Annotated in this window: 19 protein-coding genes, 1 tRNA gene and 1 other RNA gene; 9 read left to right on the forward strand and 12 right to left on the reverse strand. The window is 72.2% G+C overall.

The features are described from left to right. Positions 1–52: 52 nt before the first annotated feature. Positions 53–1804, forward strand: coding sequence for a 2-isopropylmalate synthase (gene leuA / locus GA0070611_RS21370; protein ID WP_091667131.1), 1752 nt, complete (start codon positions 53–55; stop codon positions 1802–1804). A 21-nt stretch (positions 1805–1825) separates the two neighbouring features. Here leuA and GA0070611_RS21375 read toward each other — a convergent pair whose 3' ends face one another. Beyond that, positions 1826–3271 carry an MFS transporter gene (locus GA0070611_RS21375; protein WP_091667133.1) on the reverse strand — a complete coding sequence of 482 codons (1446 nt, stop codon included), beginning with the start codon at positions 3269–3271 and terminating at the stop codon, positions 1826–1828. Positions 3272–3380: 109 nt separating this feature from the next. Here GA0070611_RS21375 and GA0070611_RS21380 point away from each other — a divergent pair, with 109 nt between their 5' ends. After that, on the forward strand, positions 3381–4040 hold the full coding sequence (locus GA0070611_RS21380; RefSeq protein WP_091667135.1) for an HNH endonuclease family protein: 660 nt from the start codon (positions 3381–3383) through the stop codon (positions 4038–4040). After that, on the forward strand, positions 4022–4579 hold the full coding sequence (locus tag GA0070611_RS21385) for a hypothetical protein (protein ID WP_091667138.1): 558 nt from the start codon (positions 4022–4024) through the stop codon (positions 4577–4579). The genes GA0070611_RS21380 and GA0070611_RS21385 overlap by 19 nt, the downstream gene beginning before the upstream one ends. Before the next feature lie 51 nt (positions 4580–4630). Here the strand turns inward: GA0070611_RS21385 and GA0070611_RS21390 are convergent, their stop codons facing one another. The 9 genes from GA0070611_RS21390 to ffs all read right to left on the reverse strand — a co-directional run bounded on the left by GA0070611_RS21390 (position 4631) and on the right by ffs (position 15023). Beyond that, positions 4631–5731 (reverse strand): ABC transporter ATP-binding protein, encoded by a 1101-nt coding sequence (locus GA0070611_RS21390; RefSeq protein WP_091667140.1) that lies wholly within the window; start codon positions 5729–5731, stop codon positions 4631–4633. Continuing rightward, positions 5728–6714, reverse strand: coding sequence for an ABC transporter ATP-binding protein (locus GA0070611_RS21395; RefSeq protein ID WP_091667143.1), 987 nt, complete (start codon positions 6712–6714; stop codon positions 5728–5730). Before GA0070611_RS21395 ends, GA0070611_RS21390 begins: the two co-directional genes overlap by 4 nt. A 43-nt stretch (positions 6715–6757) precedes the next feature. Beyond that, a complete protein-coding gene (locus GA0070611_RS21400) occupies positions 6758–7798 on the reverse strand; it encodes an ABC transporter permease (protein WP_091667147.1) in 1041 nt (346 codons plus the stop codon). After that, positions 7795–8802 (reverse strand): ABC transporter permease, encoded by a 1008-nt coding sequence (locus GA0070611_RS21405; RefSeq protein ID WP_091667150.1) that lies wholly within the window; start codon positions 8800–8802, stop codon positions 7795–7797. Before GA0070611_RS21405 ends, GA0070611_RS21400 begins: the two co-directional genes overlap by 4 nt. Positions 8803–8903: 101 nt before the next feature. Continuing rightward, complete coding sequence (locus tag GA0070611_RS21410; protein WP_091667153.1) at positions 8904–10574, reverse strand: ABC transporter substrate-binding protein; 1671 nt, start codon at positions 10572–10574, stop codon at positions 8904–8906. Between the two features lie 418 nt (positions 10575–10992). Beyond that, a complete protein-coding gene (gene recR / locus GA0070611_RS21420; RefSeq protein ID WP_091667157.1) occupies positions 10993–11586 on the reverse strand; it encodes a recombination mediator RecR in 594 nt (197 codons plus the stop codon). A gap of 8 nt (positions 11587–11594) precedes the next feature. After that, entirely contained in the window at positions 11595–11903 is a 309-nt protein-coding gene (locus tag GA0070611_RS21425; protein ID WP_030502117.1) for a YbaB/EbfC family nucleoid-associated protein, read from the reverse strand. Between the two features lie 111 nt (positions 11904–12014). After that, positions 12015–14825 carry a DNA polymerase III subunit gamma and tau gene (locus tag GA0070611_RS21430; RefSeq protein WP_091667159.1) on the reverse strand — a complete coding sequence of 937 codons (2811 nt, stop codon included), beginning with the start codon at positions 14823–14825 and terminating at the stop codon, positions 12015–12017. A gap of 108 nt (positions 14826–14933) precedes the next feature. Then, positions 14934–15023, reverse strand: an RNA gene (gene ffs / locus GA0070611_RS21435) — signal recognition particle sRNA small type. A gap of 81 nt (positions 15024–15104) precedes the next feature. On the opposite strand from ffs, the gene GA0070611_RS21440 reads away from it, so the two are divergent. Then, positions 15105–15189, forward strand: a tRNA-Ser gene (locus GA0070611_RS21440). Positions 15190–15243: 54 nt separating this feature from the next. Here GA0070611_RS21440 and GA0070611_RS21445 read toward each other — a convergent pair. Then, positions 15244–16422 (reverse strand): right-handed parallel beta-helix repeat-containing protein, encoded by a 1179-nt coding sequence (locus tag GA0070611_RS21445; RefSeq protein WP_157740368.1) that lies wholly within the window; start codon positions 16420–16422, stop codon positions 15244–15246. 479 nt (positions 16423–16901) lie between these two features. On the opposite strand from GA0070611_RS21445, the gene GA0070611_RS21450 reads away from it, so the two are divergent. From GA0070611_RS21450 to GA0070611_RS21470, 5 genes are all read left to right on the forward strand, one after another. Next, positions 16902–18695 carry a glycosyl hydrolase gene (locus tag GA0070611_RS21450; protein ID WP_091667164.1) on the forward strand — a complete coding sequence of 598 codons (1794 nt, stop codon included), beginning with the start codon at positions 16902–16904 and terminating at the stop codon, positions 18693–18695. A 150-nt stretch (positions 18696–18845) separates the two neighbouring features. Next, positions 18846–19460, forward strand: a complete 615-nt coding sequence (locus GA0070611_RS21455; RefSeq protein WP_091667167.1) for a hypothetical protein — start codon at positions 18846–18848, stop codon at positions 19458–19460. Next, positions 19457–19987 (forward strand): hypothetical protein, encoded by a 531-nt coding sequence (locus GA0070611_RS21460; protein WP_091667169.1) that lies wholly within the window; start codon positions 19457–19459, stop codon positions 19985–19987. Before GA0070611_RS21455 ends, GA0070611_RS21460 begins: the two co-directional genes overlap by 4 nt. Before the next feature lie 118 nt (positions 19988–20105). Continuing rightward, positions 20106–20711, forward strand: a complete 606-nt coding sequence (locus GA0070611_RS21465) for a permease-like cell division protein FtsX (protein WP_091667171.1) — start codon at positions 20106–20108, stop codon at positions 20709–20711. After that, positions 20708–21292 carry a SigE family RNA polymerase sigma factor gene (locus GA0070611_RS21470; protein WP_231921178.1) on the forward strand — a complete coding sequence of 195 codons (585 nt, stop codon included), beginning with the start codon at positions 20708–20710 and terminating at the stop codon, positions 21290–21292. Before GA0070611_RS21465 ends, GA0070611_RS21470 begins: the two co-directional genes overlap by 4 nt. A 165-nt stretch (positions 21293–21457) precedes the next feature. Here the strand turns inward: GA0070611_RS21470 and GA0070611_RS21475 are convergent, their stop codons facing one another. Beyond that, entirely contained in the window at positions 21458–23032 is a 1575-nt protein-coding gene (locus tag GA0070611_RS21475) for an integrin alpha (protein WP_231921179.1), read from the reverse strand. Positions 23033–23278 lie beyond the last annotated feature (246 nt).

Raw genomic sequence — 23278 nt, forward strand, 5'->3', positions numbered from 1 at the left:
GCCGACACCTTCCGATCTGCTGACGCCACATGTTCCCAGGGAGCACTCCGAGATGGCTCAACCTGTCACCGACGCCGAGACCGATCCGATCGCCCGGCAGCGCCCCAGCCGGATGCCGTTCCACCGCTACCTGCCGTACGACCGGCAGTTCCGGATCGACCTGCCGGACCGCGCCTGGCCGACCCGCCGGGTCGACGCCGCGCCGCGCTGGTGCGCGGTCGACCTGCGCGACGGCAACCAGGCGCTGATCGACCCGATGTCCCCCGAGCGCAAGCGCCGGATGTTCCAGCTGCTCGTGCAGATGGGCTACAAGGAGATCGAGGTCGGCTTCCCGTCGGCCAGCCAGACCGACTTCGACTTCGTCCGGCAGCTGATCGAGCAGGACCTGATCCCGGCGGACGTCACCATCCAGGTGCTGACCCAGTGCCGGGAGCACCTGATCGACCGGACCTTCCAGGCGCTGCGCGGCGCGCACCGGGCCATCGTGCACTTCTACAACTCCACCTCCACGCTCCAGCGGCGGGTGGTCTTCGGGCTGGACCGCGACGGCATCACCGACATCGCCACCCAGGGCGCCCGGCTCTGCCAGAAGTACGCCGAGATCCACACCCCGGACACCGAGATCCACTACGAGTACTCGCCGGAGTCGTACACCGGCACCGAGCTGGAGTACGCGCTGGAGGTCTGCGGCAAGGTCATCGAGGTGGTCGACCCCACTCCGGACCGCAAGCTGATCGTCAACCTGCCGGCCACCGTCGAGATGGCCATGCCGAACGTGTACGCCGACTCGATCGAGTGGATGCACCGGCACCTGCCCCGGCGGGACAGCCTGGTGCTGAGCCTGCACCCGCACAACGACCGGGGCACCGGCGTGGCCGCCGCCGAGCTGGGCCTGCTGGCCGGCGCGGACCGGATCGAGGGGTGCCTGTTCGGCAACGGCGAGCGCACCGGCAACGTCGACCTGGTCACCCTGGGGTTGAACCTCTTCTCCCAGGGCATCGACCCGATGATCGACTTCTCCAACATCGACGAGATCAAGCGCGCGGTCGAATACTGCAACCAGCTGCCCGTGCACGAGCGGCACCCGTACGCCGGCGACCTGGTCTACACCGCGTTCTCCGGCTCGCACCAGGACGCGATCAAGAAGGGCTTCGACGCCCTGCACGCCGACGCGGCGGCGGCCGGGGTGCCGGTCGACGGGTTCACCTGGGCGGTGCCCTACCTGCCGATCGACCCGAAGGACCTGGGCCGCACCTACGAGGCGGTCATCCGGGTCAACTCGCAGTCCGGCAAGGGCGGCGTCGCGTACATCATGAAGACCGAGCACCAGCTCGACCTGCCGCGCCGCCTCCAGATCGAGTTCTCCGGGGTGGTCCAGCAGGTCACCGACCACGACGGCGGCGAGGTCGAGCCGGGCACCATGTGGGAGATCTTCGCCCGCAACTACCTGGTCGACCACCAGGTCGACCCGGCGGTCGCGCTGGCCGGCTACACCATCGGCACCGCCGACGGGAAGGTCGAGATCGAGGCCCGGGTGGGCTTCGGCGGCGAGGTCCGGCCGCTCGCCGCGGTCGGCAACGGCCCGATCGACGCGTACGTCAACGCGCTCCAGGCCCTGGGCGTGGCGGTACGCGTGCTGGACTACCACGAGCACGCGCTCTCCTCCGGCGGGGACGCGCAGGCCGCCGCGTACGTGGAGTGCGAGGTGGACGGCCAGACCGTGTGGGGCGTCGGCACGGACGCCAACATCGTCACCGCCTCGATCAAGGCGGTCACCAGCGCGGTCAACCGCGCCCGCGGCTGAGCCCGACGGCGGGGCCCCCGGTCAGCCGGGGGCCCCGTCGCGCTCCGCCCGGGGCGGCCGGTGGATCAGCACGGCGGCCATCACCGCCCCGGCCAGCAGCAGACCGGCGCACCAGAGCAGCGCGCCCCGGTACGCCGAGGTGAGCGCCGTCCGCTGCTCGTAGCCGGTGCCGCTGAGGCCGACCAGCAGCGGCAGCGCGGCCACCGCCAGCAGCCCGCCGGCCCGCGACGCGGCGTTGTTGAAGCCGCTCGCCACCCCGGCGAACCGGTCGGCCACGGCGGCCAGCACCGACGCGGTCAGCGGGGCCACCACCAGGGTCAGGCCGGCCCCGAACAGGGTCACCCCCGGCAGCACGTCCACCCAGTACGACGCGCCCGGTCCGACCCGGCGCAGCAGCAGCAGGCCGAGCGCGGCGACCACCGGGCCGACGGTCAGCGGCAGCCGGGGACCGATCCGGGCGGAGAGCGCCCCGGCCCGGGCCGAGCCGACCAGCAGCAGCACGGTCAGCGGCAGGGTGGCCAGGCCGGTCAGCAGCGCCGACCAGCCCACCACGTTCTGCAGGTAGACGGCGAGGAAGAAGGTGAACCCGCCGAGCGCCGCGTACACCACCACGGTGAAGACGTTCAGCACCGAGAAGAGCCGGCTGGTGAAGAGTCCGGTGGGGAGCATCGCGCCGTCCCCGCGCCGCCGTTCGAGCAGCACGAAGGCCACCGCGGCGAGCAGCCCCACCAGCGCCGCCACCACCACCAGCGGAGAGCCGGCGCCGCGCGCCGGGGCGTCGATCAGCGCGTACGTGACGCCACCGAGGCCGAGCGCGCCGAGCAGCGCCCCGGCCACGTCGAACCGCCGCCCCGGCCCGGTACGCGTCACCGCCGCGTCGCAGCTCTCCGGCACCCAGCGCAGCGCGGCGAGCACCACCCCCACCGCCAGCGGCAGGTTGATGAAGAAGATCCATCGCCAGGACAGCGCGTCGATCAGCCAGCCGCCGAGGAACGGGCCGAGCGCGGTGGAGACGCCGGAGAGACCGGACCAGGTGCCGATCGCCCTGCCCCGGTCGTCCGGGTGGAAGCTGGCCTGGAGCACGGAGAGCGAGCCGGGCGTGAGCAGCGCCCCGCCGGCGCCCTGGAGGAAGCGGGCCGCGATCAGCCAGCCGGTGCCCTGGGCCAGCCCGCAGAGCACGGAGGCCACCGCGAACCAGACCACGCCGAGCAGGAAGACCCGCCGCCGGCCGAACCGGTCGCCGAGCGCCCCGCCGAGCAGCACGAACGCGGCCAACATGAGCAGGTAGCCGTTCACGGTCCACTGCAGACCGGCCACCGTGGCCCCCAGCTCCGCGCCGAGCCGGGGCAGCGCCACGTTGACCACGGTGCTGTCCAGGAAGACCATGCCGGAGGCGAGGATCGCGGCGAGCAGGGTGCCCCGCCCGGCGGCGGTGCCGGTGCGCAGCGCGGGCGCAGGTGTGCTCATGGGAAACCACTCTGCCCCCCGCTCCACTCCCGACGCCACGAATCACGGAAACCCTCGCCGGGTACTGTGCCAACTCGCCGGGAGCCCGCAAGCTGGAGAGGTGTCGTCTGTGCGTACGAGATCAGGAGCCCGTGCCGGGTGGACGGCCGCGCTGACCGCGGTGCTGGCCCTCGGTGCGGCCGGGTGCCAGCCGGCGGCCGACGAGCCGGATGCGCCGCCGAGCGCGTCGGGAAACGTGAACAAGCAGCTCGGTGAGCTGACCGTCGCGGCCGCCGGCTCGATGAAGGGGTACAGCCGGTCCCGGTTCCCGCACTGGCGGGACACCGGCAAGAACTGCGACGTCCGGGACAGCGTGCTGCAACGCGACGGGGAGAGCATCAAGCTCTCCGGCTGCAACGTGGTCGGTGGTCGCTGGGACAGCGTGTACGACAAGCAGGTGCTCACCGATCCCGCCGACGTGGACATCGACCACGTGGTGCCGCTGGCCAACGCCTGGCGGTCGGGCGCCGACGAGTGGGACGACTCGAAGCGGGGCGACTTCGCCAACGACCTGACCCGACCGCAGCTGGTGGCGGTTTCCCTCCGCTCCAACCGGGCAAAGGGTGACCAGGATCCGTCCCAGTGGAAGCCGGCGAACAAGTCGTACTGGTGCCAGTACGCCGCGGACTGGGTGACGGTCAAGCACTACTGGCGGCTGACGGTGACCAGTGCCGAGAAGGCCGCCCTCACCGACATGTTGGAGGGCTGCACATGGGCGAGCAAGCCGTGACCGGGGCCGGCGGGGCACCGGCGCCGGAGCAGAAGCCGGACGCGGGCGGCGCGGACGCGGCCGCGTCCGACGCCGGGGCGGCCACCCCGGGTGCCGGCGGGACGGCCGGACCGGCCGGCGGCAGCCCGCCCGCGACCGGTCCGACCTCGGCCGGGATGAGCGCCGACGGCACGCCGGCGGCCCCGGCCGACGTCTCCGGGGCCGGCATGTCCGCCGACGCCACTCCGCCCACCACCGAACCGCCGGCCGGCACCGGGCCCGCGGCGACGCCTGCGGGCACCGGGGCCGCCGGAGCGGAGCGGACCGCCGACATCACGGCCGGCCCGGGCGGGGTGATGACCGACGAGGTCGGCGTCGTGACCGGCGAGCTGACCCTGCGCACCGGGTACGCCGACGGGCAGGTCACCCTGAGCGTGCAGTACAAGGACGCCGACGAGTGGTACGCGGTGACCGGCGGCCGGGCGCCGCTGGCCGACCCGTCCGGTCTGGACGCCGTGCACACCGTCGCGGTGGCGCTGCTGAACCGCCCGGAGGGCTGAGACGCGACGAGGCCCCCCTTCCGGTGCCGGGAAGGGGGCCTCGCCGTGCTCTCACGGAGTCGGGATCAGCTCGCCGGTGTCACCCGGCGCGGCTCCGTCGTCCGGCCGGACCAGTTCGACCTCCACCTCGTGCGGGCGGATCCGCCCGGCGGCGATGTCCTCGGCCCAGTGGCAGGCCACCCGGTGCCCGTCGAGCACCTCGCGCAGCGCGGGCCGCTCGTCGGCGCAGCGGGTCGGCTGGGCCCACGGGCAGCGGGTGTGGAACCGGCAGCCGGCCGGCGGGTTCGTCGGCGAGGGCAGGTCACCGGCGAGCAGGATCCGCTCGCGGTGGTCCTCCACCTGCGGGTCCGGCACCGGCACCGCAGACATCAGCGCCTTCGTGTACGGGTGCATCGGCTCGGTGTAGAGGTCGTCGCTGGACGCCTCCTCGACCAGCCCGCCCAGGTACATCACCCCGACCGTGTCGGCGATGTGCCGGACCACCGCCAGGTCGTGCGCGATGATCAGGTACGTCAGTCCCCGCTCGTTCTGGATGTCCTCCAGCAGGTTGAGCACCTGCGCCTGGATGGACACGTCGAGCGCGGAGACGGGCTCGTCGGCGACGATGAGGTCCGGGTCGAGCACCAGCGCACGGGCGATGCCGATGCGCTGCCGCTGGCCGCCGGAGAACTCGTGCGGGTACTTGCTCAGCGCCGAGGCGGGCAGGCCGACGGCGGCGAGGGCGTCCCGGAGCTTCTTGGCCGTGGCCGCCTTGTCGCCGGCCAGGCCGTGCGCCTTGAGCCCCTCGACCAGCAGCGACTCCACCGACTGGCGGGGATCCAGGCTGGACAGCGGGTCCTGGAAGATCATCTGCATCCGGCTGCGCGCCTTGCGCATCGCCTCGCCCTTGAGCGAGCGGACGTCGGTGCCGTCGAAGACGATCTCGCCGTCGGTCGGCTCGACCAGCCGCAGCAGGCCCCGGCCGAGGGTGGACTTGCCGCAGCCCGACTCGCCCACCAGCCCGTACGTCTCACCCTTGCGGATCGACAGGGAGACGCCGTCGACGGCGTAGACGTAGCCGACCGTACGGTCGAACAGCACGCCGCTCTTGATCGGGAAGTGGACCTTCAGGTCGCGCAGTTCGACCAGGGCCTCGGTCCGTTCCTCGGTCACGGGACCGCCACCTCCTCGGAAACGGGGTTGTTGCAGCGCAGGTCGCCGCCGGTCGCGGTGGGTTCGAGCGGTGGGGTGCCGTCCAGGCAGGCGTCCACCACGTGGTCGCACCGGGGCGCGAAGGCGCACCCCTCGACCCACGGGATGTTGTCGGAGACGGACCCGCGGATCGCGTGCAGCCGCTCGCCGCGCGGCGAGTCCAGCCGCGGCACCGAGTTCAGCAGCCCGTGCGTGTACGGGTGCCGGGGCCGGCCGAACAGCTCGTGCCGGGCGGCCCGCTCGACCACCTTGCCGCCGTAGAGCACGTTGACCGTGTCGCAGAGGCCGGCCACCACGCCCAGGTCGTGCGTGATCATGATCAGCGCGGTGCCGGTCTCGTCCACGAGCTGCTTGAGCAGGGTGAGGATCTGCGCCTGGATGGTCACGTCCAGCGCGGTGGTCGGCTCGTCGGCGATCAGCAGGCGGGGCTTGCAGGCCAGCGCGATGGCGATCAGCGCGCGCTGGCGCATGCCGCCGGAGATCTGGTGCGGGTACTCGGTGAGCCGCCGGGCCGGATCCGGGATGCCGACCGCGTCGAGCAGTTCCCGGGCCTCCTTCATCGCCGCCTTGCGGTCCATCCCCCGGTGCCGCTCCAGCACCTCGGCCACCTGCACGCCGATCGGGATCACCGGGTTCAGGGAGGAGAGCGGGTCCTGGAAGATCATGCCGATGTCCCGGCCGCGCCGGTCCCGCAGGTCGTCGGGGCGCAGCTTCAGCAGGTCGGTGCCCTCGAAGAGCACCTCGCCGGTGACCTTGTTGCCGCGTCGCGGCAGTAGGCCCATGATCGCCAGGCTGGTCACGCTCTTGCCGCAGCCGGACTCGCCGACCAGGCCGACGGTCTGCCCCGGCTCCACGCTGAAGCTGACCTGGTCGACCGCGGTGAACGGGCGCTCGCCCCGGCGCTGGAACACCACGCTCAGGTCGCGTACGTCGAGCAGGCTCATCGGGTCACTTCCTCACCGTGCTGGTCGTTCGTTCCCATCGCCGTCACCGCCGGTTCTTCGGGTCGATCGCCTCGCGCATGCCCTCACCCAGCAGGGTGAAGCCGAGCGCGACGATGATGATCGCGATGGCCGGGTAGTAGGCCAGCTCCGGCCGGACCTCGAAGTAGCGGACGCCGTCGTTGCCGAGCATCAGGCCCCACTCGGCCCGGTTGCGGTCCTGGTCACCGAGACCGAGGAAGGAGAGCGAGGCCGCCTCCAGGATCGCGGTGGAGAGGGTCAGGGTGGCCTGCACGATCACCGCGGTCATCGCGTTCGGCAGCATGTGCCGCAGCACGATGGCGCCCTGCTTCACGCCCAGCGCGCGGGCGGCCAGCACGTGGTCGCTCTCCCGTTGGGCGAGCATCGAGCCGCGCAGCAGCCGGGCGAAGATCGGCACGTTGACGATGGCCACCGCGAGGATGACCGTCCACTGGCTGGCCCGGCTGGCCATGGCGACCAGGCTGATCGCCAGCAGCAGGGCGGGCAGCGCGAGCATCACGTCGGTGAGCCGCATCAGGATGTTGTCGACCCAGCCGCCGAAGGCGCCGGCGATTGCGCCGATCAGCACGCCGAGACCCAGGCCGATCAGGGTGGCCACCACGCCGACGAAGAGAGTCTGCTGGCTGCCGTAGATCATCCGGGAGAGGAAGTCGCGTCCGAGCGGGTCGGAACCTAACGGGAACTCGCTGCTGCCGCCCGGAATGCTGTCGGGGGTGATCTTCTTGTTGAGTTCTTCGAAGGTCTGGCCGGCATCGTGGGGGGCGAGCAGCGGCGCGAAGATCGCCACCAGCACGAAGAGGCCGACGATGACCGCGCCGACGATCGCCACCGGGTTGCGGCGCAACCGGCGGAACGCGTCCCGCAGCAGGCTGACCCCGCCCTTGTCGGCGCTGGTCTGGGCCAGCGACTCCAGCCGCGCCCGTTTGGTCGCGCTGAGCCGGCCGAGACCGCGCGGGGTGACGCCCTCGGGCTTCTCCGCGACGGCGGCCGGGTCGACGGCCTCGCGCTGGGTGCCCACGGTGGGCCGGGTGACCGGATCACTCATCGCACACGCACCCTCGGGTCGATGAACGCGTAGGAGAGGTCGACCAGCAGGTTGACCAGGACGAAGACCAGCGCGGCCAGCAGGATCAGCGCCTGGAGGACCGGGTAGTCGCGGCCGCCGCTGATCGAGTCGTAGATCAGCGTCCCCAGGCCGCCCCAGTTGTAGACCCGCTCGGTGAGCACCGCGCCGGAGAGCAGCGCGCCGGTCTGTAGGCCAACGGTGGTGACCACCGGGAGCAGGGCGTTGCGCAGGATGTGCCGACCCCGGATGGTCCGGTGCCGCAACCCCTTCGCCTCGGCGGTGCGGACGTAGTCCTCGTTGAGCACGTCGAGCACGCTCGCCCGGGTGATCCGGACGATCACGGCGAGCGGGATGGTGGCCAGCGTGACCGCCGGCAGGATCAGGTGCCAGAGCGCGTCGGCGGAGGCGTCGAACTCCCGGGTGAGCAGTCCGTCGAGGACGAAGAAGCCGGTCACCTCGGTGTTGTCCACGCCGGTGCTCATCCGCCCGGACGGCGGGAACCAGTGGATGTTCTGGGTGAAGACGTCCTTGAGCAGGTAGCCCAGGAAGAAGATCGGGATGGAGATGCCGAGCAGCGTGCCGGCGATGCTGAGGTTGTCCAGCAGCCGCCCCCGGTAGCGGGCGGCGAGGTAACCCAGCGGGACCCCGAGCCCGACCGCGATGACCATGGCGGCCAGGGCCAGCTCGACGGTGGCCGGGAAGGCCCGGCCGATCACGTCGGTGACCGGGTCACCGCTGCGGATCGAGTTGCCGAAGTTGCCGGTCAGCAGCCGCTGCATGAACTTGCCGTACTGCACCAGGATCGGCTGGTCGTAGCCGAGCGCCTTGATCAGCAGGGCTCGCCGCTCGGGCGTGGCCCGCTCACCGAGGAGCGCCTCGATCGGGCCACCTGGCAGGTTCCGCAACCAGACGAACACCAGCGCCGACAGCGCTATCAGCGTCACCACCAGCTGCAGCAGGCGGCGGACTATGACTCGCAACATCTCTCACACACCAGACTCTCGGTAGCTGCGGCAATCGGCCCGGGCCAGGGAGCCCGGCCCGGGCCGATTCCGCGTACGGCGTCAGCGCTTCAGCGTCGTCCTCAGCCGACGCTGACGGTGTTGAACCGCTCGTCCGTCAGCGGGCTGGCGACCAGGCCCTTGACGTCCTTGGTGACCACGATGGCCGGCGGGGCGTGCCAGATCGGCACGGCCGGCAGCCACTTGGCGGCGATGTCGCGGTTGACCTGCTCCCAGGCGGCCTTCTTGCCGGCCTCGTCGACGGTGCCGTCGGCCTTGGCGATGGCGGCGAACATCTCGGTCATCGCCTGGTCGCCGAACTCGACCTTGCCGCGGCCGAAGAACGTGCCGACGAAGTTGCCCGGGTCGTTGTAGTCACCGGTCCAGCCGAGCAGGTGCAGGTCCTGCTTGCCGAACTGCTGCACGTCGTCCTTGTAGCCACCGTTCCACGGGCGGGCCACACCGTTGACCTTGATGCCGACGGCCTGCAGGTCGTTGGCGAGGATGGTGTAGATCTCCTGCGGGTTCGGCATGTACGGCCGCTGGACGTCGGTCGGGTAGTAGAAGTTCAGGGTCAGGTTGCTGGCCCCGGCCTCCTTGAGCAGCTGCTTGGCCTTCTCCGGGTTGTACTCGTACTTCTGCACGTCCTGCGCGTAGCCGAGCACGGTGTCCGGCATGAACTCGTCGGCGACCTTGGTGCCACCCGGGCCCTTGGTCTGGACGAGCTGCTGACGGTTCAGGGCGTAGGCGATCGCCTGCCGCACCCGCAGGTCCTTCAGCTTCGGGTTCTTCTGGTTGAGACCCAGGTAGAGAACGTTGAACGCCGGGCGGTCGAGGACCTGGAAGCCCTCGCCGGCGAGCGCCTTCCGGTCGGACGGGGCCGGGAAGTCGATGCCCTGCACGGTGCCCGCCCGCAGCTCCTGCTTCCGGGTGTTCTCGTCGGCGATGACCTTGATGACCAGCTTGTCGACCTTGGCCTTCTCACCCCAGTAGTCGTCGTTGCGGGTCAGCGTGATCTCGTTCTTGGCCTTGTCCCAGCCACCGAACTTGAACGGGCCGGTGCCGACCGGGTGCTCGTTGGCGAACGCGCTGTACTCGAAGGAGTCGCCGTTCTGGGTGACCTTGTCCGCGTCGTACTGCTTGAGCGCGGTCGGGCTGGCGATCGAGAGCGCGGTCAGCGCGAAGGCACCCGGGAAGGCGCCCTTGTACTGGTTCATCGTGATGACGGCGGTGCCGTCATCCTTCGCCTCGCACTTGTTGTAGACCGGCTCGCCGACACCCTCGGCCTCGTTCTTGGCGAAGCCGCCGAAGGTGTCCGAGTAGTAGATCATCTGCGACTGGGCCGCAGCGCCCTTCATGTTGAACCAGCGGTCGAAGTTGAAGCAGACCGCGGCCGCGTTGAAGTCGGTGCCGTCGTGGAACTTCACGCCCTTGCGGAGCTTGAACGTCCAGACCTTGCCCGCCGGGTCGTGCTCCCAGCTCTCCGCCAGCGCACCCTGCAGGTCCGCCGTGCCCGGCTTGTTCTGCACGAGGGTGTCGTACATCTGCCGGATCGGTCGGAACGACTCACCGTCGTCGTTGAAGATCGGGTCGAAGTTCTTGGGGTTGCCGGAACCCGCGAAGACGAAGGTGCCGCCAGTCTTGGCCGCCCCGCCGTCATCGTCGCGCTCGCTCTTGGCGCAGCCGGACGCCCCGACCGCCAGAGCGGCAGCGGCCGTGAGGGCCACGGCCGCCTTAAGCCTGCTCGCCTGCATCTCTCACCTCTGTCATGCGCATGTCCACGTCGAGCTGTGACTCAGTCCGTGAGCGGGAGGCTATGACACGACACACAGAAGCGGAACGCCCGTTAGGCAATCGCTATCAAGCCGACACCAAGTGACTCGGTCTGACAGCTTCCGATCTTCCGACAAACAGGACTGTCACACCCGGGCGCAGTTGGTGGGATCGGGCACAGCCGGACAAGCCTGGCCTGTCGGCCGCCGGTCGTCGCGCGCCGTGGCGGAACCCACAGGTCCCACAGTGCGGACCGGCAGGAGGATCAGGAGGCAGCCGGAGGCGACCGCGCCCACCGTGCCGGCCAGCACCAGTACCACCACCGCCGCCAGCACCCCCGGCACGGGGGAGGCGCGCTCCGGCGTCCGCGCCATCACGCCCCCTCCCGTACCGGTGTCGTCAGACGGCCCGGCGGCCCTCGAACGCCCGCCCCAGCGTGATCTCGTCGGCGTACTCGAGGTCGCCGCCGACCGGGAGGCCGCTCGCCAGCCGGGTCACCGCGATCCCCATCGGCTTGACCAGCAGGGCCAGGTACGTCGCCGTGGCCTCGCCCTCGGTGTTCGGGTCGGTGGCGAGGATCAGCTCGCGCACGGTGCCCCCGCCCAGCCGGGTCATCAGCTCGCGGACCCGCAGGTTGTCCGGGCCGATCCCCTCCAGCGGATTGATCGCGCCGCCGAGCACGTGGTAGCGGCCGCGGAACTCACCGGTCCGCTCGATCGCCACCACGTCCTTCGGCTCCTCGACCACGCAGAGCACCTCGTCGGTGCGGCGCGGGTCGCGGCAGATCCGGCACTGCTCGGACTCGGCGACGTTGTAGCAGGTGGTGCAGAAGCGCACCAGCTCCTTGACCTTGCGCAACGCGCCGGCCAGCCGGTTGACGTCGGCCGGGTCGGCGGAGAGGACGTGGAAGGCGATCCGCTGGGCACTCTTCGGGCCCACGCCCGGCAGCCGGCCCAGCTCGTCGATCAGGTCCTGGATGGCACCCTCGTACATCTGCCGGCTCAGAACCCGGGCAGGCCGAGGCCGCCCATCCCGCCCGCGACCGGGCCCATCTTCTTCTCGGTCAGCTCGCGGGCCGCCTCGGCGGCGTTGTGCACGGCCGCGACGACCAGGTCCTCCAGGGTCTCCACGTCCTCCGGGTCGACCGCCTTCGGGTCGATCTTGATCGCCTTCAGCTCGCCGGTGCCGGCGACGGTCGCGGTGACCAGGCCACCGCCCGCGGTACCGGTCAGCTCCGCCTCGGCCAGCTCGGCCTGGGCCTTGGCGATCTGCTGCTGCATCTTCTGCGCCTGCTTCAGCATCTGCTGCATGTTCGGCTGTCCACCTGGGCGCACTGATGGCTCCTTCTGTTCACGGTCGTCTGGTCGGCCGCGCCCAGCCTAGTCGGGCGGCGGCAGCACTCCTCGGCGGTCGACGCGCGCTCAGCGCGCGTCCACCTCGTCGATCTTCTCGGCTCCGAACGTCTCGCGCAGCAGCTGCACCGCCTGCTCCTCGCTGGACTGACGGGCGGTCCGCTCGTCGATCACGTCGTCCGTCGGCTCGTCGCCCGGGTCGAAGCCCTCGTAGGCCGGGGCGGCCGGGGCCGTGGCACGCGCACCCGACCGGATCGGACCGTCGAAGTCCGGGTCGTAGGGCGGCTCGCCGGCCCACTCGGCATCCGCGGTCGGCCGGGTCGCCGGCGCGGGTCGGGGGCCCTTGCCCGGCCCACCACCTGCCGCGGCCGCCGCCGCGGCCGCCCGAGCCGCCGCGATCGCGCTGTTCTTCGGCCCGCCGGCCGCGGCCGGCGCCGGCGTCGCCGCCGGTCCGGCCGGCTTCGGTACGGCGGGAGCCGCCGTCGCGGTGGCCGTGGCCCCGCCCGGACGGGCCGGCTCCGGCCAGTCCTCCGCGCTCGCGGAGCCGCCGGGTCGGGCCGCCTCGGGCCAGTCCTCCTCCTCGTCGGTGGACGCGTCGGCGCCCGACGGACCGCCCCCCGGCCCGGACGCAGCCGGTCGCCGGGACTCGTCCGCACCCACCCGGCCGTCACCGGAACCGCTCGGTCCGCCCCGAGCCGTCCCGGCCCGGGCAGTGCTCCCCGGGCCACCGGGGCCACCCGCACCCGCCGCCGGGCCGCCGCTACCACCCGGACCGCTGGGGCGATCGGGGCCACCCGAGCCTTCTCCGGCACCCGCCGGATCCTCGGCACCGACTGGACCGGCCGGCCGCCCGGTGCCGCCAGGGCCCGGGCCGCCCGCACCGGGGTCGCCCGGACCGTCGCTCCCCGCGCCCGCCGGCCGGGGCGGCGCGGACTGCCGGGCCGGGCCACCGAGCGAGGACCCGCCCCGTTCACCGGCCACCTCGCAGCGGATCTGCCAGCGGCCGCCGAACTCCTCGTAGAGCGCGTCGGCCAGGACCGAGGTGTGGGCGCCCATCATCTGCGCGAGCACCGGCGACTTGACGGTCAGCACCAGGACGTCGCCGTCCACGTCGCGGACCACCGCGTCGCGCATCAGCGCCGCGGCCGGCTTCTTGATCCGGTTGACCTTGGCCACGATGTCCGGCCACACCCGTCGCACCGCGACCGCGTCGAGCGCGCCGGCAGCCGCGGAACCGGGTCGGGGCGGCTCGGGGGTCGCCGGGTCGGGCAGCACCGCCGACGCCGGCACCGGACGGCGGCCGGTCACCCCGGAGTCCGGGCGGTCGCCGCCCGTACCGGTCGAGCCGGCGGTCGGGTCCGCCGCGACCTGGTGGCCGCCGCCCGGGGCCGCGCCGGTCGGGCCGGCGGTGGACGGGGCGGCGGTGGACGGGGCGGCGGAATCGGGCGGGGCCGGGCGCACGGCATCCGCACCGGCCGGATCACCGGCGGCAGGCGTGGCGCGCGGGCCCGGCGAGGTGGACCGGGCACCGGCTGCCGCGGCGACGGCGGCGCGGGCGGCGGCCGCCCCGGTGGGGGCACCGGCAGCCGCCGGCGTGCCGGCGGTCCCCGGGTCGGACGCGGCGACAGCCGCCGCCGGGGCGGGAGCGGCCGGGCGTACCTGCGGGGCGGCGGCGACCGGCGCGGCGCCGGCGGCGGCCGGCGGCAATTCGCCACCACCCAGGGTGAGCCGGCGCTCCATCCGCTCCAGGCGCTGGAGCAGGCCGCCGGTCGAGTCGTCCGCGCCGGGCAGCAGCATCCGGGCGCAGATCAGCTCCAGCAGCAGCCGGGGCGCGGTGGTGCCGCGCATCTCGACCAGGCCGTTGTGCACGATGTCCGCGCACCGGGACAGGGTCGCCGGGCCGAGCTGCTGGGCCTGGGCGGTCATCCGCTCGATCTGGTCGGCCGGGCCGTCGATCAGGCCCTTGGTGGCGGCGTCCGGCACCTGCTGAAGGACGATCAGGTCGCGCAGCCGTTCCAGCAGGTCGGAGGCGAAGCGGCGCAGGTCGTGCCCGGCCTCGGCGACCCGGTCGACGGTCGCGTAGGCGGCGGCGCCGTCCCCGGCGGCGAGCGCGTCGCACATCTCGTCGATCAGCGCGGCGTCGGTGACCCCGAGCAGCGCGGCGGCCCGGGCGTAGCTGACCCCTTCCGGGCCGGCGCCCGCGATGAGCTGGTCGAGCACCGAGAGGCTGTCGCGCATGCTGCCCGCGCCGGCCCGCACCGCCAGCGGGAAGACCGCCGGCTCGACCTTGACCCCCTCCGCCTCGCAGAGCTGCTCCAGGTACGGCCGGACCACCTTCGGCGGGAACAGCCGGAACGGGTAGTGGTGGGTCCGCGACTTGATCGTGCCGAGGACCTTCTCCGGCTCGGTGGTGGCGAAGATGAACTTGACGTACTCCGGGGGCTCCTCGACCAGCTTGAGCAGGGCGTTGAAGCCGGCCGACGAGACCATGTGCGCCTCGTCGATGATGTAGATCTTGAAGCGGCTGCGGGCCGGCGCGAAGAACGCCTTCTCGCGCAGCTCCCGGGCGTCGTCGACGCCGCCGTGACTGGCCGCGTCGATCTCGATGACGTCGATCGAACCGCCGCCGTCGGGGGCCAGCGAGCGGCACGACTCGCACTGCCCGCACGGCTCGGGGGTGGGGCCCTGCTCACAGTTGAGCGAGCGGGCCAGGATCCGGGCGCTGGAGGTCTTGCCGCAGCCGCGCGGGCCGGAGAAGAGGTAGGCGTGGTTGAGGCGGCCACTGCGCAGCGCCTGGGACAGCGGCTCGGTGACCTGCTCCTGGCCGATCATCTCGGCGAAGGTGCGCGGCCGGTACTTGCGGTAGAGCGCCAGCGTCACGCGTCCCGCCTCCTCTCGACCGAGCCATTCTGCGCCGGTCGGGCGCGGGTGACCACCCACCACCCCGTGACCTGACCCGCAGCCACGGTACCGGCGCCCGGAGACAAAAAAGGCCTCCCGTGCACCCGGCAGAGCTCGCTTATCCTTGCTGCCTTCCGGCCCTGGGGAGGTTCACGAGATACCGCCGCACGGGAGGTGCCGCCAAGCCTACCCGACCCGGAGTGGATCTTCTGGGAGGGTGGGGTGGCCCGCTCCGGGGAGACCTGTATCCTGGCTCGCGGAGGATTCGCCTAGAGGCCTAGGGCGCACGCTTGGAAAGCGTGTTGGGTTAACACCCTCACGAGTTCGAATCTCGTATCCTCCGCCGTCGACGAAGGGCCGGCCCCACTGGGCCGGCCCTTCGCCGCACCCGGGGTCGTCAGCCGAGCACGGAGATCGAGCTGTGCGTGCCGGCCGTGCCGCTGATCAGGCCCACGAACGGCACCTGCCGGCCCGAGCCGGAGACCAGGCGTACGGAGACGTAGTCCACGCCGCCCGCCAGGACGAGCGCGTACCGCATGCCCGGCCCCACGCTCTCGATCCACTTGGCGCCGCCGCCCGACCGCTGGAAGGCGCCGCCCTCCACGCTCACCGCCGACGCGCCGACGTAGAAGCCCGCCGAGTTCGATCCGGTGTCGGTGCTGCCGACCCCGGTCGAGTCGGCAGTGCAGCCGGAGACGGTGCAGTTCGCGCCGAGGATCTCGAACCCGTTCCCCGCGAGGTCCTGCGCCTCGCAGCCCACGACGGTGGCGCGGGAGGAGGCGAGCCGGAACCCGGGGCCGGCCGTCGTGGACGTGCCGGTGCCGTAGACCTTGCTGCCCCAGGCCTTGATGTTGCCGCCGCCGAGCAGGTAGCCGCCGGCGTCGCTGCCCTGGCAGGAGCAGCCACTGACGAAGCCGTCCGAGGACTGGAGGTTGTAGCCCCAGCCGCCGGTGTTCTCCACCCGGCAGTCGGTGAGCTTGAATTCCCGCACCCCGCCCGGGTTCGTGCCGCCGAGGTAGATGCCGTCGCCGGTGGTGCGGCTGACGAAGACCCGGGTCAGCCACGGCCCCGGGTCCGGCCCGTACTGGGCGGGGTCGGCGTTGGTCTGGAAGTTGATCCCGTTCGCCACCAGTCCGGCGGCCTCCAGGCCGATGTCGGTGACGCACTGCCGGGAGGCGGTGGAGGCGCCGGCGGGCGTGGTCACCATGGCGGCGCCGCTGAAGCCCGAAGTGGCCTTCAGCAGCGTGGTCAGCGGGCCGGCGCCGATCAGGGCCTGCTTGTCGTTGAGCACCACCGGGCCCTTGACCAGGTAGGTGCCGGGCGCGACGTAGACGGCCGTCTGAGTGGTGTCGGTGCTGAGCGCGGCGTTGATGGCGACCTGGGCGCCGACGGTCTCGTCGGCGATGTACGGGGCACCGGAGCCGGCCTTGCCGACCCAGGGGATCGCCCCGGTGGACGCCAGGGCGGCGGCCTGGGCGGGCGTGATGCCACCCAGCGCGGGCACGGCGACGGCGGCACCGGCGGTGACCGCAGCGGCCCGCAGCAGCTGACGACGGTCGGAACGCTTGTCCTGCATGGTGCTTCCTCCTCGGCGGGCGTCCCCGGTCCCGGCGACCGGAACCGGGTGCGGCGGCGGGGCCACTGCCGGGCGGAAGCGGACGGACGACCGGGCAGCCCCGGGCCCACGCCCGGCCGCGCCCGCTCTCCGCCCGTGTCGATCCCCCGTGGCAGCGGCGAACAGACCGCGCGCCGCATCGTCGGTCATCTTGGCAGCAGGCCGGGCCGCCGTGTGTCCCACGCGGGCTAGCTTGACCGATTCAGGAAGGCTTGCTGCAAGTATCTGCGGCTCACATGGGCGAACGGCCGAATCAACCGGGTCGCAGGAGTTGACAAGTTAACCGGTTCATCATAACTATCGTCTATGTCTTCTCTGGGGCGCCGGTCGGGGGCAAACGACCGGTCGACCCTGTCCGGGCAGAGCTGGTGACCCCACCGGACGTGGCCGTACGCCGGCCGCGCCCACTTCCGCACCCACCACCCGCACGGGAGATCCTCATGACCCTCCGCACCCGCACGCGGGCGTCCCTGGCCGGTACGGCGGCAGCCGTCACCGTGCTGGCCGGCACCCTCGTGACGATGCCGTCCGCGCAGGCCGCGGCGAGCACCTGCTCGGTCCAGTACCAGGTCACCAACGACTGGGGCTCGGGCGCGACCACCAACGTCGTCATCACCAACACCAGCGGGACCGCCGTCAACGGCTGGACCCTGGCCTGGACCTTCCCCGGCACCCAGACGATCACCGACGTCTGGAACGCGACGAAGACCCAGTCGGGCGCGAACGCCACCGCCACCAACCTCAGCTACACCGCCGGCATCCCGGCGAACGGCGGCACGGTGAGCTTCGGCTTCAACGTGAACTACAGCGGGTCGAACCCGGCCCCGACCGCGTTCACACTCAACGGGGTGGCCTGCGGTGGCACCGGCCCGACCGGTTCACCGAGCCCGAGCCCGAGCACCACGCCACCCACCAGCCCGAGCCCGAGCCCGAGCCCGACGGTGGACCCGAACCCCACCGGCGCGCCGACCGGCAACCTGGCGCTGAACCGGCCGACCACCGCCTCGTCGAACGAGAGCACCTCGCTCAGCTCGAACCTGGCCGTCGACGGCAACGGCGGGACCCGCTGGTCCAGCCTCTACACCGATCCGCAGTGGATCCAGGTCGACCTGGGCGCCACGTACCCGATCGCCCTGGTCCGGCTGCGCTGGGAGGCGGCCTACGGCAAGGCGTACCAGATCCAGACCTCGACGGACGGCACCGCCTGGACCTCGGTCTTCAGCACCACGACCGGCGACGGCGGCACCGACGACATCGCGCCTGCCACGGCCTCCGGCCGGTACGTCCGGATGTCCGGCACCGCCCGGGGCACCGCCTGGGGTTACTCGCTCTACGAGTTCGAGGTGTACGCGGTCAAGCCGCCCACCCCGCCGGGCCCGGACTGTGGCCAGAGCCCGGCCGACCCGCAGGCGAACTCCAAGGTGCGCAACCTGATCTGCTACCTGAAGACCCACCAGTTCGTCAGCGGCCAGACCGACCTGCCGGACGCGGACAAGGTGCAGCAGCTGACCGGCCGCTACCCGGCGATCGTGGCGTTCGACTTCATGGAGTACACCCGGGGCAGCATCCAGACCCAGCAGGTCATCGACTGGGCGAAGTCGCGCAAGGGCATCGTCGCCTTCCAGTGGCACTGGTACTGCCCGCGCGGCGGCAACTACTCGGCCCCCTGCGACTTCGTGCCCGACCTGTCCAACCCGTCGTCCAAGCTCTACCAGGACATCGACCTGGTGGTCGGCGAGCTGAAGAAGATGGGCGACGCCGGGGTGCCGGTGCTGTTCCGGCCGCTGCACGAGGCGAACAACAACTACATGTGGTGGACGAAGAAGGGCCAGGACGCCTACAAGCAGCTCTGGCGGCTGATCTACGACCGGGCCCAGCGGGCCGGGGCGCACAACATCGTCTGGGTGTTCAACGGCATGGCCAGCGGCCAGGGCAGCTCGCTGGCGTCCTGGTACCCGGGCGACAGCTACACCGACCTGGTCACCTCCGACTACTTCCAGAGCTGGAGCGACTTCGACACCACCAAGGCGGTCAGCGGCGGCAAGACCACCGGCGTGGCCGAGACGTTCAGCCCGCTGAACCCGAACTCCGACGCGCCGTGGCCGTACTTCGTGGTGTGGGCGTCGCGCGACTGGGCGGGCAGCGGCAAGGACGTGGCCGGCCTCTGGAAGACCGCGATGGCCAACCCGAAGACCATCTCGATCGACCAGCTCCCGGACATGTCGGCCTGGTGACCGACCCGGCCTGACCGGCAGGGGGCCGGCTCCGCCCGGAGCCGGCCCCCTTTCACGGGTACGCCACGGTACGGTGCCGGCAGCACCCGGACCCCGGGACGCAGTCGTACACATGTTCCATCCACAGCCTGTGGACGGCGAAGGGATCGGATGAGTTACCAGCTCAGCGCGGTGGTGGCCGACGTCGAGCTGCTCCGGGAGCAGACCGCCGACCTGGACCACGCGGTCCTCGCCGCGCTCCGGCAGGACTTCGCGCTGTTGCCGGTCACCCCCCAGCTGGTGGAGGAGCTGACCGGCGGCCTGCCCGACTTCCGCACCGGGGAGCCGTCGGCGGAGCAGCCGTTCCACCTGGTTCTCGCGCCGATCCTGACGGAGCTGCTGGCCCGGTGGTCCCGGCACGGGCCGGTGGCGTACCTGGAGGCGGAGTTCGCCGGCGGGCTGGGCCACCAGTCGGCCGCCGTCTGGCTGGGCGGCGAGCCGAGCTGGGGGCCGCGCTTCGACGCGACACTGGACTCCCCGCGCGCCGAGTGGCCGATCAACGCGGCGCTGGCCCGGCTGGGCGTCGAGCCCGGACCGTGGATCGACTACTTCGCCGAGCTGGGCCTGCACCTGGAGCGGGACACCGCGGGCTGGCTGGCGCACGGCCGGCGGGGGCTCTCCGCCGACTACTGGGACGAGCTGGCCGAGGAGTGGGAACTTCGGCAATCCGAGCAGCACCAGCAACCTGATCGCCCCGGTCCCGTTGGGGACTGGGGGATTGCATGAAACTGCGACAATTCGGATTCATTGCCACGCTGCTCGTCGCCGCCTCGATCGCCGGCAGCGGCGTCCGTCCACAAGGGCCGGAGGTGCCGGCCCGGCCGGTCGGGGCCGCCGAGGTGGTCGGCCTGGACGGGCTGCGCAACGCGGCCTTCGGCGACACCGAGGAGGACCTGACCCGGCGCGGGGTGCTGCGTACCGACGTGGACGCCTGCGGGCCGACGCTGGCCGGGCACGGCGCGGTCAGCCCGATCTTCGTCGACGACCGGCTCGTGCTGCTCTGGCTCGACGACCCGATGAGCACGCCCGAGGGGGTCAGCGTCGGCACGCCCGTCGCCGAGGTCCGGGCCGCGTACCCGGCGGCCGTCGCGCTGACCGCCCCGCACGGGACGCACCGCTTCGACGGGCTGCTCGCCCGCGACGGCGACCGCGCGTACCTGTTCCTGCACGACGGGGTCACCGTCCGGGAGATCATCGCCGGGTACGCGGACTGGGCCCGCCGCCTCTTCGACGACGGCTACGGCCCCTGCTGACCCGGCCCGCGCTCAGGGGCCGCGCACCCTCGCACGCCGCTGCCGGCGATCCGGTGTGACCGGTACGGCAACCCGACCAGTCCTTCAGGAAGGAAGCCAACAAACACCAGGAGCGACTGTGGATCAGAACCTGCACGTGCTCTTCGAGCGGGTACTCGGCGTCGAACCCGCACCCCCGCCCGAAGACCTGGCACGGGAGGCCATGACGGCGGGAACGGCCCTACGCCGCAGACGCGGTCTCGCGGTGGGTGCGGTGACCGGCTTCGTCACGGTCGTCGCCACCCTGGTCGCGCTGAACATGACGCCGACGAGGGAGGTGACACCGCCGGTGGTCGCAGCCGGGGCGCTGGCGCCTTCCGCGCTTGCCGACTGCGACCGGCGGACCGGGCGCGAGGCGACGGAGGTGCGGGTCTTCCTGCGCCAGGAGGTCACCGATCGGCAGCGCCTCGAACTGCAGGACGCGCTCCGGTCCGACGCGCGCGTGCGGACCGTGACGTTCCAGAGTCGGGAAGCCGCGTACGCCGCGTTCAAGGAGCGGTACCGGGACAGCCCGGACCTGATCGCGGCGGTCACACCGGAACAACTCCCTGAGGCCTTCCACGTCACGCTGGCGAGGGCGGCGGACTTCTCGCGGTTCGTGGTGAGCTTCCACGACGCGAGCGGTGTCGACGAGATCATGGGCGGTCCGTGCCCGACCGGCTCGGGGCTCGGGGAGCATGGGTGACCAGCGGACAACTGGACGTGCACGCCGGGCCGTCCGCCGATCGTCAGCCCGGACCGCTGGCGCGGTGGGGCCTCGCCCGGCGGCGTGAGCGGAGCAGCCGGGACGAGGACTTCAGCGCCTTCGTCGCCGCGGCCGCGCCCCGACTGAGACGCACCGCGTACCTCATGTGCCGGGACTGGCATCTCGCCCAGGACCTCACCCAGATCACCTTCGCGAAGATGTACGCCTCGTGGAGTCGGATCCGGGAGAGCGCGAATCTCGAGGCGTACAGCCGCCGCGTGCTCATGAACGCCGTCTTCGATCAGCGGAGGCGGCACAGCGACAGCGAGGTCGTCTGCGACCGACTGCCCGAACGGCCCGAGCCGGCAACCGAGACGGACCTGCACGTCGCGTTGATGACCGCGCTGGCGACGCTACCCATTCGCGACCAGGCGATCGTGGTGCTGCGGCACTGGGAGGACCAGAGCGTCGCCACCGTCGCCGAGATCCTCGGCATCTCGACCTCGGCGGTCAAGATGCGGGACGCGCGGGCGCTGCGGCGGATCCGGGCCCTGCTCGGTGAGGACTTCGCCGGGAACTGACGGCCCGCGAGCGGAACGTCCGGTGCGATCCGCACGGATCGACCGGGCGTTCTCGCATTTCTCGTCGACGACCGGCTCGTACTGCTCCGGCGACGGCTACGGCCCCTGCTGACCCTCGTCGGAGCACCCGGGCGGACCCGGGCGCCCCGACGTCAGGGGCCGGGATCAGTACAGCGGGCCACCGCTCTGCGGCCCGGCGATCCGCAGGCCGTACCGCTGCGGCCAGACGTAGTCGCTGCGCAGACCCAGCCCGGTCCAGAGGACGGGCGGCACCTGCCCACCGACGCCCTGGATCCGGGTCACCGAACCGGAGGGGTAGCCGGCGAGGTCGCCGGTCACCTCCTCACCGGGCGCCCCGGCGACCACGTCCAGCCCGCCCCGACGGTCGAGGTCGAGCAGCGCCACTGCGACACCGAACTTGTCCCCGCGCTCGGCCGCTCCCGGGACGCCCGACTGACCCTGGTAGAACGTCTGGGCACCGCTGCCGGTCAGCCCGGCGGCCGAGCCCTTGAGCAGGGTGACCGAACCGGCTTCCACCGCCTTGCCGACGGTTTCGCCCGGGGCGCCGACCAGCACGTCCGCCTTGCCGTCCCCGGTCACGTCACCGACCGCGAGCGCCGCCCCGAAGCGGTCGCCGCCTCCCGACGTTCCCGGCACCCCCGAGGTGTCCTGCGTGATGACCCGGACGGCACCGGCGGACAACCCGGCGGAGCGACCGGTGAAGGCGGCCACCAGGCCGCCGGTGAGTTCCGGGGTCTGCGCGTCGGGCGCTCCGGCGATCACCTCACCGAGCCCGTCACCGTTGACGTCCCCGACGGCGAGCGCCAGACCCAGGTACCAGGCGATGGCGCCGGTCTGGCCGAGCACCCCGCGCAGAGCCGCGCCGGTGACCGACGTGGCGCCGGTGGTGGCCACCCCGGCGGCCGAACCCCACATCAGCGTGACCATTCCGCTGCCGTTCCAGGAACTGCTGTCGTCCTCCATCGGAGCACCGATGACCAGGTCGGCGTAGCGGTCGCCGTTGACCTTCCCGATCGCCAGGGTGTAGCCGAAGCGGTCGTTCGGCTCGGACGTCCCGGGCACCGCCGACTGGTCCTGGCTGAGGAAGGCGGCCCCGGTGGCCGTCAGGCCGGTCGCGGTGCCCAGCAGAACGGTGACCGCACCGGCGTCCGTCTTGGTGCCGATCGCCTCGCCGTACGCGCCGATCGCGAGGTCGTCCCGGCCGTCGCCGTTGAGGTCGCCGGCCGCGAGCGCCCCGCCGAAGTGGTCGTACTGCTCCGGGTCACCGGGCACCCCGGGGGAACTCTGGCTGAAGTGGCGCGCCGAGCCGGCCACCAGGCCGCCACTGCTGCCCGGGATGACCCAGACCCCACCGGCGTGCTTGCCGTTCCCCGGGTCCACCTCGTCCTGGTCGCCGATGACCAGGTCGTCGTAGCGGTCACCGTTGAAGTTCCCGGCCGCGAGCGTGGTGCCGAAACAGCCACAGCCTCCGTCGGAACTCAGCACACCCAGGAAGTGGTCGACCTGCGGCGCCGAGGAGTACCGGACGGTCACCACACCGGTCGCGTACTCCGGCAGCGGCACTTTGGAGAAGGAGGGGTCGCCCATGGCGGCCACGTCGTCGACGCCGTCGCCGTCGAAGTCCGAGCGGGTGTCCCCGGTCCCCAACACCGGGCGGGGCCGGAGGCCGTCCGTCTTCACCCGCTCGTACTGGAGGACGACGCCCTCCCGATTGATCAACTGAACCCCGCCTGCCGCCTGCGCCGGGGCACTGAGTGCCAGCCCGGCCAGGAGCGCGAGAACGGACGAAATGGCAGTCTTCCGCCGCAAGAGAATCCCCGTTCGACATACCTGTGTGCCGACACCCTAGAGGAATGGATCAATGGCGGGCGTCAGCCGAACGGGCGGCGCACCCGGCCCGACCCGGGCTGCGACCGGCGGGCAGACAGCCATCGGCACCGGGCCCGGATCCGGGCGTGGAACAAG

Origin of the sequence: Micromonospora auratinigra (assembly GCF_900089595.1) — a bacterium.
Taxonomy (GTDB): Bacteria; Actinomycetota; Actinomycetes; order Mycobacteriales; family Micromonosporaceae; genus Micromonospora; species Micromonospora auratinigra.

Excerpts from the sequence above, each read along its gene's own strand:
- leuA (WP_091667131.1), top strand. The coding sequence starts at position 53 with ATGGCTCAACCTGTCACCGACGCCGAGACCGATCCGATCGCCCGGCAG.
- GA0070611_RS21375 (WP_091667133.1), bottom strand. The coding sequence starts at position 3,271 with ATGAGCACACCTGCGCCCGCGCTGCGCACCGGCACCGCCGCCGGGCGG.
- GA0070611_RS21385 (WP_091667138.1), top strand. The coding sequence starts at position 4,022 with ATGGGCGAGCAAGCCGTGACCGGGGCCGGCGGGGCACCGGCGCCGGAG.
- GA0070611_RS21395 (WP_091667143.1), bottom strand. The coding sequence starts at position 6,714 with ATGAGCCTGCTCGACGTACGCGACCTGAGCGTGGTGTTCCAGCGCCGG.
- GA0070611_RS21400 (WP_091667147.1), bottom strand. The coding sequence starts at position 7,798 with ATGAGTGATCCGGTCACCCGGCCCACCGTGGGCACCCAGCGCGAGGCC.
- GA0070611_RS21405 (WP_091667150.1), bottom strand. The coding sequence starts at position 8,802 with ATGTTGCGAGTCATAGTCCGCCGCCTGCTGCAGCTGGTGGTGACGCTG.
- GA0070611_RS21410 (WP_091667153.1), bottom strand. The coding sequence starts at position 10,574 with ATGCAGGCGAGCAGGCTTAAGGCGGCCGTGGCCCTCACGGCCGCTGCC.
- recR (WP_091667157.1), bottom strand. The coding sequence starts at position 11,586 with ATGTACGAGGGTGCCATCCAGGACCTGATCGACGAGCTGGGCCGGCTG.
- GA0070611_RS21425 (WP_030502117.1), bottom strand. The coding sequence starts at position 11,903 with ATGCAGCAGATGCTGAAGCAGGCGCAGAAGATGCAGCAGCAGATCGCC.
- GA0070611_RS21445 (WP_157740368.1), bottom strand. The coding sequence starts at position 16,422 with ATGCAGGACAAGCGTTCCGACCGTCGTCAGCTGCTGCGGGCCGCTGCG.
- GA0070611_RS21450 (WP_091667164.1), top strand. The coding sequence starts at position 16,902 with ATGACCCTCCGCACCCGCACGCGGGCGTCCCTGGCCGGTACGGCGGCA.
- GA0070611_RS21455 (WP_091667167.1), top strand. The coding sequence starts at position 18,846 with ATGAGTTACCAGCTCAGCGCGGTGGTGGCCGACGTCGAGCTGCTCCGG.
- GA0070611_RS21460 (WP_091667169.1), top strand. The coding sequence starts at position 19,457 with ATGAAACTGCGACAATTCGGATTCATTGCCACGCTGCTCGTCGCCGCC.